Here is a 15994-nt window from a genome sequence, read left to right as displayed (position 1 = left end):
ATGCAACTAATTCAGAGAAATAAGGATTCAGCATATTTACAATATGACAAATATGTAGATTATGACAATCCTATCGTCGCTGCCAAGGCAAAAGAACTTGCGGAAGGTTGCAAAAGCAGCGATGAGATCATACAGGCATGTTATTATTTTGTCCGGGATGAAATTTCTCACACTTACGACAGCAATTTTACGATTATAACGATAAGCGCTTCAGATGTTCTGAAAGCACGAACCGGAATTAGTTATTCAAAAGCAAATCTTTTGGCAGCACTGCTCAGAGCAAATAATTTCTACACCGGTTTTTGTTATATAAGGATAAAGCACAAGGGTGGAAAACTAGCCATGCATGCACTGAACGCTGTATATCACCCGGATCTAAAAAAATGGATCAGGCTTGATGCCAGAGGCAACAAATACGGTGGATTTAATGCCGACTACACTCACAACGAAACACAGATGGGACACGAAATAGACTCCGCTGCAGGTGAGTATGTATTCAATGATCTCATAGCCGTACCGCTTCCTTCCACTATGAGGATTCTTGAGAACAGCACCAACTTCCTCAAGATGTATTTTAACGACATGCCAGATTACGACGCATAAATTAACAGACGAATCAGAGTCGCTTCGCGCCATTGTCTGAATGCAAAAACAAATGGAGAACCATACTTATGGCAAAAACTAAGCAAAAGACTATATTGCGGATATCCTTTAATTCACCGGTCGTCTTAAGTTTCACACTCATATGCCTTGCCGCATATCTGCTCAACTGCCTGACAAACGGAAAAAGCAATCTTCTGCTGTTTGAGGTTTACCGCTCACCGCTCACTAACCCACTCACATATGTGAGAATGTTTACTCACGTGTTTGGGCACGCAAGCTGGAGCCATCTCATCAACAATATGACACTGCTTCTAGTGATAGGTCCGCTTCTCGAAGAAAAATACGGTTCAGCCGACTTGCTTATCGTGACAGTGACCACTGCTTTTGTGACGGGAATAGTTCATTTTATATTCTTCCCAGGCACAGCACTTCTCGGTGCGAGTGGTGTCGTATTTGCGTATATACTGCTATCATCCTTTGCATGTATAAAGGATGGCTCCATACCTCTCACTTTTATCCTTGTTACAATCCTCTATATAGGTGGACAAATCGTGGATGGGGTATTTATCAAGGACAATGTATCCAACCTTACCCATATAATAGGCGGTATAATTGGCGCGTTCTTTGGCTACCTATCTAACGTCAGGAAATGACCATACTACAGGGCACGTCACGCCTAATACATATAAAAATATTGAGCCTGTATGTATATGATCACTTTTTATCACTACCGATCACATACATATAGGCTCGTTTTCTGTCTTCTATAGATTCAATATTTCCTGTGGTTTTTCTACTATATGATCCGCTCCTGCAATTTCAAATTCTTCTCTGCTGCCATAGCCATAGAGTACGCCGATTGTCTGGAGCCCGCAGGCTTTTCCGCCCTCTATATCATAGCGTCTATCTCCAATCATAGCTGCCTGCCCGGACATCACCATCTCTTCCGTCAGGCCATGATCTTTCTTAAGGCTTTCAAGCACCTGAGTTATAATAAATTTCTTATCTGATCCTGTTCCATCAGGATTACTTCCAACTACTACATCAAAATATTTCCTCACGCCAAACTTTTCAAGTATCCTGAGTGTAGGTTCTGTCGGTTTGCTGGTGGCAACAGAAAGTATACAGCCACTCTTTTTAAGCTTCTCTAGAGTCTCAGCCACACCATCGTACACCTCAGCCTCAAATAGTCCGATCACATTATATCTCTCCCTGTATTTGGCAACCATCTCTTTTGCCTGCGCATCGTCCATGTGAAGTGTATTTGCAAATGAATCATACAGCGATGGTCCGATAAAGCTTCTAAACACCTCCGGCGCAGGATACGGAATACCCGCCCAGTCCATTGCATATTTCATACAATTGAATATTCCCTCCTCAGACTTCGTGATGGTGCCGTCAAGGTCAAATAATAAATATTTGTACATTTGTCCTCCTTACAAAAAACACCCCGCAAATTCCAGGAATCTGTGGGGTATTCTTTTTAATACATATAATATTACATGATATCTACATCTGCTGAATAATCCACACCATCGATTCTGAATCCGAACATGTTGTAAAAATCCTCCCAGTAGCCATCGATATCTGCTATATCCTTAACATTGTCGTTGTTTACGGTGTCCCAGTGCTCAGCAACAACTGACTGCACGTCATCCCTCATCTCCCAGTCATCCATACGGATAAATCCGTTGTCGTCAACCTGAGTGTCATCCAGGATCTTGTCCATAAACAGTCTCTGCATCTGCTCGATACATCCCTCATGGAGTCCCTTTTCCTTCATGACCTTATAAAGGAGTGTGATATAAAGCGGAACGATAGGTATAGCTGCACTAGACTGTGTCACAAGGGCCTTATTTATAGCAATCTTTGCCTTTATATTAGGGAACTTCTCATTTATGATATCTGCTGACTTGTAAAGATCTTTCTTCGCCTGGCCGATCGATCCCTCTGCATATATAGGGAATGTGATCTTTGGTCCTATGTATGAATAAGCAACTGTGATGACATCATCAGCCAGAACCCCTGCATCTGAGAGCGCCTGCATCCAATCGATCCAGTCCTCACCACCCATAACCTTGATGGTGGCGTTTATCTCATCTTCATTTGCTGCTGATATATGTGCCTCTGTAACAGTGTTGTCCTTGAGCACAAGAGTCTTGTTGCTGTACTCCTGTCCAACAGTCTTGAGCACTGATGTATACTTTGTTCCGTCTGCAGTTGTTCTTCTAGGTGCTGCCAGACTGTAAACTACCATATCTACCTTTCCCAGGTCTGCCTTGATGGTATCGATGACCTGATCCTTTATCTCCTGTGAAAATGCATCTCCGTTTATAGACTTCGCATAGAGTCCGGCTGCGTGAGCCTCCTCCTCAAATGCACGTGTGTTGTAGAATCCAGCTGTGGCTGTACGGCGTCCATTCGACTCCTTCTCAAACATAACACCGAGTGTGTCTGCTCCATAGCCAAACGCAACCGCGATACGTGATGCAAGTCCATAGCCTGTTGAAGCTCCAATCACAAGAACCTTCTTAGGAGCATTGTCGTTCTTTACAACGCCCTTTGACTTCACATATGCGATCTGATTCTTAACATTCTGAGCGCAGCCTATCGGATGTGCTGTTGTACAAATATAATCTTTTACTCTTGGCTCTACTACCATTTCTGATCTCCTTTAAACTATTGATATTTTATATTAAGTTGTTAGTGCTCCTTGTTTGCAAACTTTGTGTATTCCTGCAGCCATACAAGATCCACAGATCCCGTGGCGCCTTTTCTCTGCTTAGCTATGATGATCTCTGAGATTCCCTTCTTATCCGTATCCGGATTGTAGTAATCATCTCTGTAAATAAACATAACAACATCGGCATCCTGCTCTATAGAACCAGACTCTCTCAGATCGGCAAGCACCGGCTTATGATCCGGTCTCCTGTCAACATCTCGGTTCAGCTGTGAAAGTGCTATGATCGGCACATCGAGCTCCCTGGCAAGCATCTTGAGGGATCTCGACATATCAGATACGAACTGTTGTCTCGACTCAACCTTTCCTGTTGTGCTCATCAACTGTAGGTAGTCGATGATTATGAGCCCCAGATTGTTCTTACTCTTAAGTCTACGGCACTTTGATCTAAGCTCCGAGATGGTGAGTGCCGATGTATCCTCTATAAACAAAGGTGCAGCAGCGATATTTTCTGAACTTGCAAGCACCTGATCCCAGTCGTCCTCCGCCAGCTGTCCGGTCTGGATCTTCTGCGAATCAACCAGTGAGTCCATTGCTATCATACGTGTCACAAGCTGCTCCTTGCTCATCTCAAGGTTGAATATAACTGTAGGTATCTTCTTTCTGACAGCCACATGATGTGCGATATTGAGTACAAATGCAGTCTTACCCATTGCAGGTCGCGCAGCCACCAGAATGAACTCTGAGCCGTGGAGACCGGTGAGCATATTGTCAAGATCTATAAATCCTGTCGGAACACCGGTGACCCTGGTGTTCTGTCTTGATGCAGCCTCGATCTGATCGATTACATTCATAACTACTCTATCTATAGGTACAAAACTATTTGAACCGTTTCTCTCTTTGATAAGGTTGAACACTCCGCTCTCTGCTCTCTCCAGAAGAGCATCCACGCCCTCTGAATCCAGATAGCAGTCTTTCTCCACCTCTTCGCAGAGCTTTATAGTCTTTCTGAGGACCGACTTATCTGCCACGATCTCTGCATAATGCTTGGCATTTACAGATGTAGGCACCGCATCCATGATATCCGCTATCGCACTGATACTTATGACCTCATCTGGCACATTGTTCTCCTCAAGCTTATTCTTGAGGGTTACGATATCCACGGCTTTGCCCTCTTTGAAGAGCTCCACCATGTTCTCAAACAGTATTCCATACTGTCCATAATAAAAGTCTTCCTTTGTCAGCATATCCGATGCATCCACTATGGCATCCCTGTCCATGAGCATGGAACCGATAACCGACTTCTCAGCGTTCAGATTATATGGCAGTTTCTTCTTGGCATATGAATCTTCCATTCGGATTTCCCCCTTTTATCTCTTCATAAATAATATCGCAGGAGAAATCATTCTATGCCTCTTCCACCTTCACCGAAAGCTCAGCCTGAACCTCTGGATGAAGCTTAACCTTTACTGTGAAGCTTCCTATCGCCTTTATCGAATCCTTCATAACAATCTTCTTCTTGTCTATATCCTTGCCGAGCTGGCTCTTTATGGCATCTGAAATCTCCTTTGTGGACACCGATCCAAATGATCTTCCGCCCTCGCCTACTTTTATCTTCACCGTTACTGACGACTTCTCCAGTTCTGCCGCAAGAGCCTTTGCGTCCGCAAGATTCTCAGCTGCAACCTTCTCATCATGAGCCTTCTTAAGCTTCAGATCATTCAGATTCTTTGGAGTTGCCTCAAGTCCAAGCTTCTTAGGAATGATAAAATTCCTTGCATATCCCTCACTTACCTCTACCATTGCGCCTTTCTTTCCAAGGCTCTTTACATCCTGTAATAATATAACCTTCATATCTATATATCTCCTTCCTTATACATCTCATTTAACAGATCAACAAGCTTTACCTTGATATCTTCTGCTTTCGCATTTTCAAACTGGGCTGCCGCTATGTTGGCATGTCCTCCGCCGCCCATTCTCTCCATGATTATCTGTACATTCACATCATCTATCGCTCTTGCACTTATCTTGACATCATCCCCAACCTGAGCTATGACAAATGAAGCCCTGACTCCCGCTATGTTGAGCATCTCATTTGCGATCTTCGCTGTCAGAACGAGAGGCGACTCCGGACCTTTCTCTGGGGTGATTATGGATATGGCAAACGCATCCAGAACCATCTCTGCGTGACTCACGCCCTCTGCCTTCTGTCGGTACGACTCGATATCCGTTCTAAACATCTTTCTCACTCGCATGACATCCGCACCGCTTCTCTTCAAGAACGCCGCAGCCTCAAATGTTCTGACTCCCGTCTTGGACAGGAAATTGTCCGTATCTATGAGGATACCTGCATACATAGCATCAGCCTCTGTAGGTCTGAGCTTAATCTTCTCATCCATATACTGAAGCATCTCAGCTATCATCTCACAGGCGGATGAGGCAAAAGGCTCAATATACGAGAGCGTTGCATTCGCTATGACATTCTTCGTCTGTCTGTGGTGGTCAAATACGACTATGCTCTTAGCATATGCCAGCAGCTCCTCACACTCTGTAAGAGCCGGATTGTTAACATCTGTTACGACCACAACTGTGTCATCATCAACAATGCTCAGGGCCTGATCGTTGTTAATGATCATATCCTCCGGATACACATTGCTCGATGCGAAGCTTCCATATATAGGACTGATCGCCGATGACACCTCATTTACAACTATATGGGCCTTCTTGCCCATAGCTGCCACCATCTTGTATATTCCTATTCCCGAGCCAAATGCATCCATGTCTGGATTCTTGTGAGCCATTATTATAACCTGTTCCTTGGTCTCAAGCAATTCCTTAAATGCAAGAGTTTTAACTCTCGCCTTTACTCTTGTCGACTTCTCTGTTCCCTGACTCTTACCTCCGAAGTACGTTATCCTATCTGCGGACTTGACAACAGCCTGATCTCCGCCTCGTCCAAGCGCAAGCTCCATGGCGGATCTTGCGGCCTCAAAATTCTCTATAAAGCTCTTGTAATCTGTTCCAAGGCTTATACTGAGTGTCAATGGCAGATCGTTACCGATATTTATGGCCTTAACCTCATCTAACAGAGCAAATTTGTTCTCCTTGAGCTGGTCGAGATACTTCTGAGGCATCACGAACATGTATTTGTCCTTCTCAAGACTTTTGACTATGGCATCCACATTTGCCATGTATTTGTTGATCTTTCTGTCCACAAGTGCCACAAGGAGTGAATGCCTTACCTCCTCAAGGGACTCAAATATCTCATCATAATTGTCTATATATATGAGACCGGCAACCAGCTTCTGGTCGTGATTCTCTTGAGCTAGCTGATTTACCATCGTCACATCAAACATATAGAACGCAAGGAATGTGTCCGTCTTGCCATGCTTTTTTTCGTTTCCGGCATGTGCTGTCTCTTTTTCATCCATATGTTCCGACGCGCCCTGTGCATTCACATCATCGCCGTCACCAGCCATCTGTTCATCATGCTCCTCGCTGATCGGCTCATATTTGTTGACCTGAACCCTCTTTATCTCGTATCTGTATTCTCTGCCATTAAATGCGATCTCTCCCTCTGTCACATCCTCCTCATACGGCAGATTCTCCTCATTTACCTCCTCAAATACCTGAACGATATTGAGTTTCATAAGTTTTCTCTTGCTGCTCTCCGTGATCGCTGAAAACTTATCATTCACCCACACCACCTTGCCTGATTCATCAAGCAAGGCATATGGAACAGGAAATTCCTTGATAAGTTCCTTCTGCATCTTGCCATGTTCCATGGCAAATTCCACGTATCTATCCCGTTCAAGCAGATTCATCCTAAGAAAAACGAATACGACTATCGTTCCATATGTCAGTGTGAATATCGTTGCAATCACACCTGCACCTATACCAACAAAATACATAAGAACCGTCATCAGACAGAAAAGTCCTATAAGATACACAGGCACCTGTCTATACCGGTTATACACTCCATTTATATCTCTCTTTTCACTCATCGGTTCTATTCCTTAATCCTTCCGTCTCCATAATAAGTATCGCTATTCCTGTCATGCGTGTATAGCATTTCTAGTATAAACCGCTGCGCAATTTGCAGAAGCCTACACACTTCATAAGTATAACATTGTACAAAACCGATTACAAGAAATATACATCAACAACGTGGGGACGGAGGGGACAGGCACCTCCGTCCCCACGGCATCATCTGGCAAAACAAAAGGCGTATATGCAATTCCGGATTTGATGTTGAAATCAGGAATTACATATACGCCCGTATTGTTTGTATTTTTATTAGATCGGATTAGCCGTTGATTCTTGCAAGAAGCTCCTTGCCAAGCTCCTCGTTACCCGGCTTGCCGAGAAGAGCAAACATATTCTTCTTGTAGCTCTCAACACCTGGCTGGTTGAAAGGATTTACACCGAGAGTATATCCACTCACACCACATGCAAACTCAAATGTGTAGAAGAGCTCACCGAGAGTAAACTCGTCGATCTTGTCGATGTTGATCTGGATGATAGGTATCCCGCCATCTGCATGTGCAAGGATAGTTCCGTTCATAGCACTCTTGTTTGCGAAATCAACTGTCTTGCCTGCGAGATAATTAAGTCCGTCAAGATCTGAGTCCTCAGCCTCCATAACGATCTCACACGTTGGATTTACAACATTGATAACTGTCTCGAAATGGTTCTGTGAACCCTGCTGGATGAACTGTCCAAGTGAGTGAAGATCTGTTGTAAAGTCTGTAGCTGTTGGGAAAAGTCCCTTGCCATCCTTGCCCTCGCTCTCGCCGTAGAGCTGCTTCCACCACTCTGATACATAGTGGAGTGCTGGCTCGAAGTTTGCAAGTATCTCGATAGACTTACCCTTATTGTACAATACATTTCTTACTGCTGCATACTTCATTGCATCTGAATCGTCGAAATCCTGTGCAAGACAATCCTTTCTTGCTGAAGCTGCACCTTCCATAAGTTTATCTATATCAGCACCGCTTACTGCTATTGGCAGAAGACCAACTGCTGTGAGAACTGAGAAACGTCCTCCTACATCATCAGGAACTACAAATGTCTCATAGCCTTCCTCTGTTGCAAGTGTCTTTAAAGCTCCCTTTGCCTTGTCTGTTGTGGCGTAAATTCTCTTTGCTGCGCCCTCCTTGCCATACTTCTCAACAAGCTTCTTCTTGAAGATTCTTGATGCGATACCTGGCTCTGTTGTTGTACCAGACTTGGAGATGATATTGATAGAGAAATCTCTATCGCCTATTACCTGAAGCAGATGAGCCATGTATGTACTGCTGATATTGCTTCCTGCATAATAAATCTCAGGTGTCTTGCGGATAGACTTGTCAACCGAATTATAAAAGCTGTGTCTTAAAGCTTCGATGGCTGCTCTTGCACCCAGGTAAGAACCACCGATACCGATAACAACAAGTACGTCTGAATCTGCCTGGATCTTGGCTGCTGCCTTCTTGATTCTGGCAAACTCTTCCTTGTCATAATCAACTGGAAGATCGATCCATCCGAGGAAATCATTTCCCTCACCGGTCTTGTTTACAAGTGTTGCCTTTGCAGCTACAACCTGATCTTTTATTGCTGCTATATCAGCGTCTGTAGCCATGGCTTTTGCATTCTTAAAATCGAAACTCACTGTCTGTGCCATTTGTTTTCTCTCCTTACTTGTATTAAATTTTTCACATTGTCTCAATTTTAGCAAATAGGTATACCATAATCAACCATAATCTAAAAAATCTCCGCCGGACCGTTGACCAGTCCGGTGGAGATCTTCACATTTTATCCTCTTACTTTTACTTCACAGTAACCTTTATCTTGGCATATACACCATTATCCGCAAATGCGTATACATAACATGTTCCCTTGCCAACACCCTTGATAACACCTGCCGTTGAGACAGTAGCCACCTTACTGTTTGATGTTCTGTAGAGCTCATTCTTAAGAAGATGATTTAACTGCTTCTTCTTAGGATCTTCAAGCTTTACTTTCTTGACGATCTTGAAAGTCTTGCCCTTTGCAAGTGCAACCGCTTTCTTGTTGACAGTTATCGAAACCGCATTGGTCTTTGCCGCATTTACCATGGCAACATGGACAACATTCGTCTTTCCTAGATATACCTTCTTGCCCTTTACTATCTTGTATGCGACTGTGAAGTACTTGTACTCACGTCTGTTGTTGAGGTTATTGTCAGCGTACTTAAGATTCTTCGCATCATTTGCAAGCTTGTTGTATTCATCCTTTCCTGTACAATACGACCAGTATACATCATAACCTGTAGCTCCTCTGAACTTCTCCCATGACAGGTTGATCCTTGTTCCTGTCGCATTTCCCTTCGCCTTCATAACAAAGAATGGAAGACTCTTCTTAAAGAGTACTGATCCACTTGGCTCCACGCTAGGCGCCTTCTTTATAACCAGACGTCCAATGGCAAATGTTATCTTGTAGTTTGGATTTGCACCCTTCTTCTGGCTCACTGTGATCGTGTATGTTCCGGACTTCTCACCGGCAGCTCTCTTGAGAACAATTCCTGTAAGCTTGTCCTTGCCAACAAGTCCCTCCGCTGTAAATGTAAACTTCGGATCCTTCTTGCCTTCATACTTAGATGCGTCATTTGCAGTTACTCTGATGGCTTTTGGATTTACCGTGATCGCAACCTTTGCTGCAGCTGCCTTATAGTTCTGATTTGCCGCAACGGATACTGTCACAACCGCCTTGCCTGCACCAACTATAGTCACCTTGCCTGTGCCATCCACCTTGACAACCTTTGTATTGCTGCTTGTAAATGTTTTCTTGTCATTTCTACTGCACTTCACATTGAGGGCAAACTTTGCTCCTCCATATGTCTTAGCTCCAACCTTTCCTACAGTAAGAGTTGTTCCCGCAGGAGTGATGTCAGCCTTTGCTGTCTGCTGCTGGGCATCTTCTGTAAGTACATAGTTTGAAGCCGCCTTGCCACTGATCTTTATATCTGTGATGCTTACAGTTTTGCCTGTTCCCACATCTGCACTGTCAAATGTTCCTGTGGCTGTAACTGCAATCACATCTGCGCTGACCTTACCATTCAGAACAACGCCTGAATAGTCAAGCTTTGCTTCTGTCTGTCCATCGTAAGCCTTTGATGTAGCTTTGATTCCCGATACAGCAAGTGATCTTCTGCTGATGGTGATAGCTGCATGTCCGGATATCGTGTCATATCCCCTTGCTGCAACCTTATAATATACAGTGTATGGTTCATCTGAAGCCTGGCTGTACTTCGGACTTACAGTATTATCGCAGGCATCCTCAGAAGTTCCATACGTCACAACCGCATCCTCTGGAATATCACCTGTAACAGTTATTCCATAAGCCTTGCCGTCATATGTCTTCACAATATCAGCCGCTGTTATGTCTGTCGGAGCTTCTCTCTTTGCAACTGTGAACTGAACCGGCTGTGTTACATACTCATTGTAATTGGTTGTAGCACAAACCTTGGCATACATATAATATGTGCCCGGATCTGCCGATCTGGAGTTCTCCCACAATGTTCCATCCGTGTTGCTGTTCTCTGTTGTGTAGTAATACTCTATAACAGGATCCTCTTGTGCTCCTGTAACCTCTGGAGCCTCTACACTGTCGCCAAATGTGTAATCGATTACATCAAATTCAACATTCTGATCAAGTCTCTGTATTTCAAATTCTGCATAAGCCGTAACATCAGCTATCTTCACAACAAACTTATAAGTACCTGCATTTACCGGCGCATTCTCATTTTCCGGATAATCGGTATCACCTGTTCCCTCATAATATGTAACAGCAGCCTCTCCGGTCTTCTCTGTTATCCAGTTATTAACAACTGCACCTGCATATTCTGTGCCGTCATACGCTCTGCTTTCTGCTGTCACAGTACAGCTGACCGCCTCGTTTCTGCCCTGATATGCGCAGTGTGCCGGATTCTCAGTTTCATTGCAGTATGCAATTATCTTGTTACTGCTTCCTTCTTTTACCTCATGCGTCCAGTCATGATGATGAACCATATCCCATGACTTGTTCTGAAGTATGTAATTGGCTGCATTACCCGTAGTTGCAAGCCCAAATCTGTATGTAGTTACAACCGTCTCTATTCCAGGTGTAACGTCCCACAGTACTACAGTATAATCCTCGTCATATACAAGTTCATCTCCATCCAGCAATCCTGAGAACTGGATTCCCTGTATATATGCATTTTCATCAACAATTACCTTATCCGCTGTGATCGTTTTCTTTTCGATAGTCACAGTCACATCGCCAAATACTGGTGAACACTCATCTGCTGTAACAAGGTAATACACCTTATATGTTCCGGCATTTTTAAGTTCTGGAACCGTCTGTGTGTACGGCTCATCTGCTGCCAATGAATAACTGATAGAAGCTCCATCCAGGTCATCTGCAATTGTAACAGATGGGCTATGTATCAATCCATCATAAGTGCAGGTTGTATCTTCCGCAGTTACTCCGGCGATCAGGTCACGTGAGACTACCTTGGCATCTGACCACAATGAAGCTGGTTTTGTCGTATTAGCCACGTATCTTGTGCGAACATATACCCTCTGATTCTCTTCAAGTCCTGAGATAACATAATTATCTGACACATTCAGATCATCGAGAACTGTCCAGGTCGCTCCATCCGTCGAATACTGATACTGCTGTCCGCCAAGCGGGCTTACAGTCACAGAATCGCCAGTCACGCTTACTATCTCAACGCCTTCGCCGTCTGCAGCACTTTCCATATCGGCTGGTGTTGGATTCTGTATGTCTGCAAGAGTCTTCGGTGCAGATGGTGCCTCCGGTCTTGCTGCAACAGTTATATCAGCAGGTGTATCCTGACTGTCTTTCTTGCTGATACTTATATTTTTACCAAACAAACTATATGATACGTCGTTATCATCTGTTCCCTCAAGAGCTATATCACCATACATATCACTCACAATGTCATATGACTCGCCATCAACAGTGATGATATATGATGTATCGCCATCAAGCTCTGTCAGCTTTTCTGTTATATAATTAACCTGTCCTGTAACAGCGCCTACATCTGCTACTGCTCCAACGCTGAATTTGAAACCTATATGTCCGCCATCTTCAACATTTGTCCATGACATTGTCAATCCCGAATCTGTTCCTTCAACCAGGGAGGCAACACTCTGGCCATTTATTTCAGCAGTTTCCTTTATGTAGGTTGACGAGACAGTATTGTATGCAAAAATCTTTCTTTCTCTGTAATTGCCGATCCAGTAACAACTTGCCTGTGTTATCGGTGCAAGTACAAATGACGGAGTCTCATCTGTCGCGTCCGCCGATTTAGCGACTCCCATCATCGCCATCTGCTGTAATTCTCCATTCTTGACAGTGGCAGCAAGCACCGCTTTATCTGCACTATCAGAGCTTGTGATTTCATTTCCAATATTCGCGTCAGCTCCTATAGCGAATGAGTGTTGCCCCTCCTTTAGTTCCGCATCGAAGATCAGGTCATGTGTATTCATCGGATCAAATGACAATCTTAAAGCTGTGAAATCTGCCACTGATGGTGATGATGATGATACGGTTTCACTCGAAGGTTCAGCATCGCTTCTGCTATACATCGCCCAAGTTTTCGTATAGCTTGTTCCAAGCATATAGTTCTTTCCGTCCTTGGTATACAAGCCAACAATATCAAACCCATTACCATTGGCCATATAAGCCATAACGCCATTGCTTATATACCAACATTCATTCGCCTTTGTCCACTGAATTCCATTGTCGCTGGAAGGAAAAACTGTCTTTACCGCTCTGCTGGCTGTGCCATCCACCACGCACCTGTACCAGTATCCATGAGTCGGGGTGAACGTATATGTACTCCCATTTGCACCTTCAATATCTGTAAATGGTCCACGCTTATTGGTTGCGCTCTGCCACTGATATGTTGCAGCCTCCCCTGTCACGTCCATAACGAGAGTGATCGAACTCTTTGTCATATTCTTGCCATATGGATATCCATTGTTCATGAATACAACTTCTTCCTCCGAAGGATCTGTATTGCCTCCGCCTGAAAAGCCACCGATCTGGAATGTTATTTCATTACCGCTGGCGTCCACGATCTTGCCCGCATTCAGATCAATACTTCCTATGTAAATATCAGGGAATACATAACCATTGTAATATGTCCATGTATATAGATAATACACACCGGTGGTACCCATATCTATTCCCTCTCCGGAAATGATATCCGTTCTGTCATATGTACCCGAACTCCTTGAGAACGAGTTCTCTGTTATCCAGCCTTTAAATCCGCAGCCTTCAGGTGACTCGGCACTCGCCCATCCACTGTACCTATGGCTGTTCAGATAATCACCAAAGTTTGTGAGATCGCCAGTCGAGAACTTCTCAGACTGAATGCCAAGCTTACAGCTCGCACTGGCATAACCGGTGGTCGTCCAACCCCACTTGAGACCTCTCAGGTGTCCATCTGTGCTAATATCCACGTCTGTTACCTTGATATTCTCCATAGCCGCTGCGTAGGCAGTATTCTTACCACCTATCGAAATCAAACACGTTATGACCATGAAAGCTGTCATGAGCCATGCCATAACTTTTCTACATAGAATTCTTTCTTTCATACACTTCCCTCTCTTTCTCAATAAAACCTCTTTTTCGTGTGTCCATTACCGTTTTCTCTCTGCAACCACTACCTCCTGTTAATTCTTGACTCTTTCCATTTAACAATTTATGATAATTATAATTCGTACATCAATGTTCAAGTCAACAATATTTTTGCGATATTTATGCAATATTCACAATTTTTTTTGTCTATTTTTAAGGGAAGGGGAATCATATGAATCACGCAAATAAAAATCTATATCAAATTGGCGAAGTCACTAAAATGCTTGGAGTGACAAGAAGGATGCTGTTAAACTACGAAGACCTGGGGCTTCTGACACCCGCATACAAAAATGAGAGCAGTGGTTTCCGCTACTACTCTGCCGATAACATCGTACATATACGAATCATAAAAGTTCTTCAGGGACTTGGATTATCACTGTCTGAGATTAACAAATATTTCAATAACACCGAAAAACTTGAGGATGTAATTGAACGTATGACCGCGCTCCGCTCTCAGCTGGATCTGTGCATAGCCCAGCTTCAGCTGCGTCAGTCCCAGACATCAGAACCGGATATCCGTTTTATCACTCTTCCCTCATTCACTGCATTTTGTCAGGAGTTCAAAGACTCTGATCTGACCAAAAAAACTGAAGATCTGCGCAAGACCTTTATCGAGGCAACAAAAAAATATCAGCTGGACACCGCAGGCAAAATGTGTACAGAGGTTTTTATCGAATCAACATCAGCAGGAAGATATATCATACCTATCGCTGCAGATCCTGACACCAATGACGAACACATAAAAAAACTTCCACAGACTGCAGCTATCTGTATATACTATCGTGGTCCATATGAAAATTTCGACACCGTCCAGAAGAAACTATTGGACTATGCAAAAGAAAACAATCTTGCTACCTGTGGTTATTTTCGCAATTCGTTTATGGAGGGTCCTCCAACCCACGGAGCAAATAAAGATGCTTATATCACACAGATCGCACTGCCAATCTGTCATTTAGAGTAAAAAACTATTTAAATAAAATCATAAACACTTATACACTTATACACAAAAGCTCTCCGTGCGGACCGCCATGATCCGCGCAGAGAGCTTCTGTTTCTGATACTGCTATTCAAATTTCATCTCATTTAAAGACCTGAACTCATATCCCTCCTTCTCCAGGTTTGTGAGAACCGTATCAAGTGCCTGCGCGTTTGACGATGACACATTGTGTATGAGCGGAATTGCCCCGGGATGATAATATTTCGCAAAATGATCAATGACATAGTCCGTCCCCGGCTGGTTGTTCACATCATAGTCGAGGTAAGCCATACTCCAAAAGATGGTCTTGTACCCCATATCCTTGGCCAGCTGCAGAACCTGCTCACTGTACTCACCGCTCGGCGGTCTGAAATACATATCCATATCGTAACCAGTTTCACTCTTCATAAAATCCGAACATTCCTTAAGCTCACTTTTCTGCTCCTCCACACTCTTCTCCGGCATGCACGGATGATGCACCGTGTGGTTTCCTACCTGATGCCCCTCCTCCTTCATTCTCTTTATTATGTCCGGGTTATCCCTTATGTACGTCATCGTCACAAAGAAACAGCCCTTTGCATTGTGTTTCTTCAAAACGTCAAGCATCTGCTCCGTATATCCATTCTCATATCCGCAGTCAAATGTGAGATACATCACCTTTTCTCCCTTTTCTGCACAGGTTCTGTCCACATAATAAGCGTCATACTGATCCAAAGGGAAACTGTTATCGCATCCGCTCATACCGTGATTCTTGTCCCTGACTATGTACCATGAATACTTTTTTGTGGAAATAGCGCTGTAATCCCTGAGTTTTGTCAGGTCTTCCGTATTCTCCCCTGCATTTTCCGCATTCTTCTCCTCATCATTTGCTTTGCCGTCGTCTTTTTCCGCACTATCACTCCTCCCGCCATTGTCACTGTCCGCATTAGCCCTGAACGCATCCCCCGGCGTGGCTGACATCTTGTCAAGATCAGCCTTATCATAGATCGAACATCCCTGAAGCAAGGTTCCCATAACACATACAGCACACAATGCTGCTATCTTCCATCTCTTCAATTTTTACCATC

At 43.8% G+C, this 15994-nt stretch carries 11 protein-coding genes; 3 read left to right on the top strand and 8 right to left on the bottom strand.

Annotation, left to right across the window (positions count from 1 at the left end):
• Nucleotides 1–603 carry a transglutaminase domain-containing protein gene (locus NQ536_RS00530; protein WP_004852278.1) on the top strand — a complete coding sequence of 201 codons (603 nt, stop codon included), beginning with the start codon at nucleotides 1–3 and terminating at the stop codon, nucleotides 601–603.
• Nucleotides 604–671: 68 nt separating this feature from the next.
• On the top strand, nucleotides 672–1256 hold the full coding sequence (locus NQ536_RS00525; protein ID WP_004852280.1) for a rhomboid family intramembrane serine protease: 585 nt from the start codon (nucleotides 672–674) through the stop codon (nucleotides 1254–1256).
• 111 nt (nucleotides 1257–1367) lie between these two features.
• On the opposite strand, the gene NQ536_RS00520 is transcribed toward NQ536_RS00525, so the two are convergent.
• From NQ536_RS00520 to NQ536_RS00490, 7 genes are all read right to left on the bottom strand, one after another.
• On the bottom strand, nucleotides 1368–2030 hold the full coding sequence (locus tag NQ536_RS00520; protein ID WP_004852282.1) for an HAD hydrolase-like protein: 663 nt from the start codon (nucleotides 2028–2030) through the stop codon (nucleotides 1368–1370).
• Between the two features lie 71 nt (nucleotides 2031–2101).
• Complete coding sequence (gene fabV / locus NQ536_RS00515) at nucleotides 2102–3265, bottom strand: enoyl-ACP reductase FabV (RefSeq protein ID WP_004852283.1); 1164 nt, start codon at nucleotides 3263–3265, stop codon at nucleotides 2102–2104.
• Nucleotides 3266–3306: 41 nt separating this feature from the next.
• Nucleotides 3307–4638 carry a replicative DNA helicase gene (gene dnaB / locus NQ536_RS00510; protein WP_004852285.1) on the bottom strand — a complete coding sequence of 444 codons (1332 nt, stop codon included), beginning with the start codon at nucleotides 4636–4638 and terminating at the stop codon, nucleotides 3307–3309.
• Nucleotides 4639–4690: 52 nt separating this feature from the next.
• Entirely contained in the window at nucleotides 4691–5137 is a 447-nt protein-coding gene (gene rplI, locus NQ536_RS00505) for a 50S ribosomal protein L9 (protein ID WP_004852287.1), read from the bottom strand.
• A gap of 2 nt (nucleotides 5138–5139) precedes the next feature.
• A complete protein-coding gene (locus NQ536_RS00500; protein WP_004852290.1) occupies nucleotides 5140–7287 on the bottom strand; it encodes a DHH family phosphoesterase in 2148 nt (715 codons plus the stop codon).
• 302 nt (nucleotides 7288–7589) lie between these two features.
• Complete coding sequence (locus NQ536_RS00495; RefSeq protein WP_004852292.1) at nucleotides 7590–8945, bottom strand: glucose-6-phosphate isomerase; 1356 nt, start codon at nucleotides 8943–8945, stop codon at nucleotides 7590–7592.
• 145 nt (nucleotides 8946–9090) lie between these two features.
• A complete protein-coding gene (locus NQ536_RS00490) occupies nucleotides 9091–13908 on the bottom strand; it encodes a YDG domain-containing protein (RefSeq protein WP_004852294.1) in 4818 nt (1605 codons plus the stop codon).
• Between the two features lie 215 nt (nucleotides 13909–14123).
• On the opposite strand from NQ536_RS00490, the gene NQ536_RS00485 reads away from it, so the two are divergent.
• Nucleotides 14124–14912 (top strand): MerR family transcriptional regulator, encoded by a 789-nt coding sequence (locus tag NQ536_RS00485; protein ID WP_004852296.1) that lies wholly within the window; start codon nucleotides 14124–14126, stop codon nucleotides 14910–14912.
• A gap of 102 nt (nucleotides 14913–15014) precedes the next feature.
• On the opposite strand, the gene NQ536_RS00480 is transcribed toward NQ536_RS00485, so the two are convergent.
• The gene (locus tag NQ536_RS00480; protein WP_227909675.1) at nucleotides 15015–15983 is read right to left on the bottom strand and encodes a polysaccharide deacetylase family protein; all 969 of its coding nucleotides are present in this window, start codon (nucleotides 15981–15983) and stop codon (nucleotides 15015–15017) included.
• Nucleotides 15984–15994: the final 11 nt, after the last annotated feature.

The organism is Coprococcus eutactus, from assembly GCF_025149915.1.
GTDB classification, from domain to species: domain Bacteria; phylum Bacillota; class Clostridia; order Lachnospirales; family Lachnospiraceae; genus Coprococcus; species Coprococcus eutactus.
The sequence above is the reverse complement of the archived record's forward strand: the minus strand, read 5'-3'. Positions and strand labels throughout refer to the sequence as shown.

What these genes read in the sequence shown, in the direction of transcription:
- NQ536_RS00530 (WP_004852278.1), top strand. Translation starts at nt 1, where the DNA reads ATGCAACTAATTCAGAGAAATAAGGATTCAGCATATTTACAATATGAC.
- NQ536_RS00525 (WP_004852280.1), top strand. Translation starts at nt 672, where the DNA reads ATGGCAAAAACTAAGCAAAAGACTATATTGCGGATATCCTTTAATTCA.
- NQ536_RS00520 (WP_004852282.1), bottom strand. Translation starts at nt 2,030, where the DNA reads ATGTACAAATATTTATTATTTGACCTTGACGGCACCATCACGAAGTCT.
- fabV (WP_004852283.1), bottom strand. Translation starts at nt 3,265, where the DNA reads ATGGTAGTAGAGCCAAGAGTAAAAGATTATATTTGTACAACAGCACAT.
- dnaB (WP_004852285.1), bottom strand. Translation starts at nt 4,638, where the DNA reads ATGGAAGATTCATATGCCAAGAAGAAACTGCCATATAATCTGAACGCT.
- rplI (WP_004852287.1), bottom strand. Translation starts at nt 5,137, where the DNA reads ATGAAGGTTATATTATTACAGGATGTAAAGAGCCTTGGAAAGAAAGGC.
- NQ536_RS00500 (WP_004852290.1), bottom strand. Translation starts at nt 7,287, where the DNA reads ATGAGTGAAAAGAGAGATATAAATGGAGTGTATAACCGGTATAGACAG.
- NQ536_RS00495 (WP_004852292.1), bottom strand. Translation starts at nt 8,945, where the DNA reads ATGGCACAGACAGTGAGTTTCGATTTTAAGAATGCAAAAGCCATGGCT.
- NQ536_RS00490 (WP_004852294.1), bottom strand. Translation starts at nt 13,908, where the DNA reads ATGAAAGAAAGAATTCTATGTAGAAAAGTTATGGCATGGCTCATGACA.
- NQ536_RS00485 (WP_004852296.1), top strand. Translation starts at nt 14,124, where the DNA reads ATGAATCACGCAAATAAAAATCTATATCAAATTGGCGAAGTCACTAAA.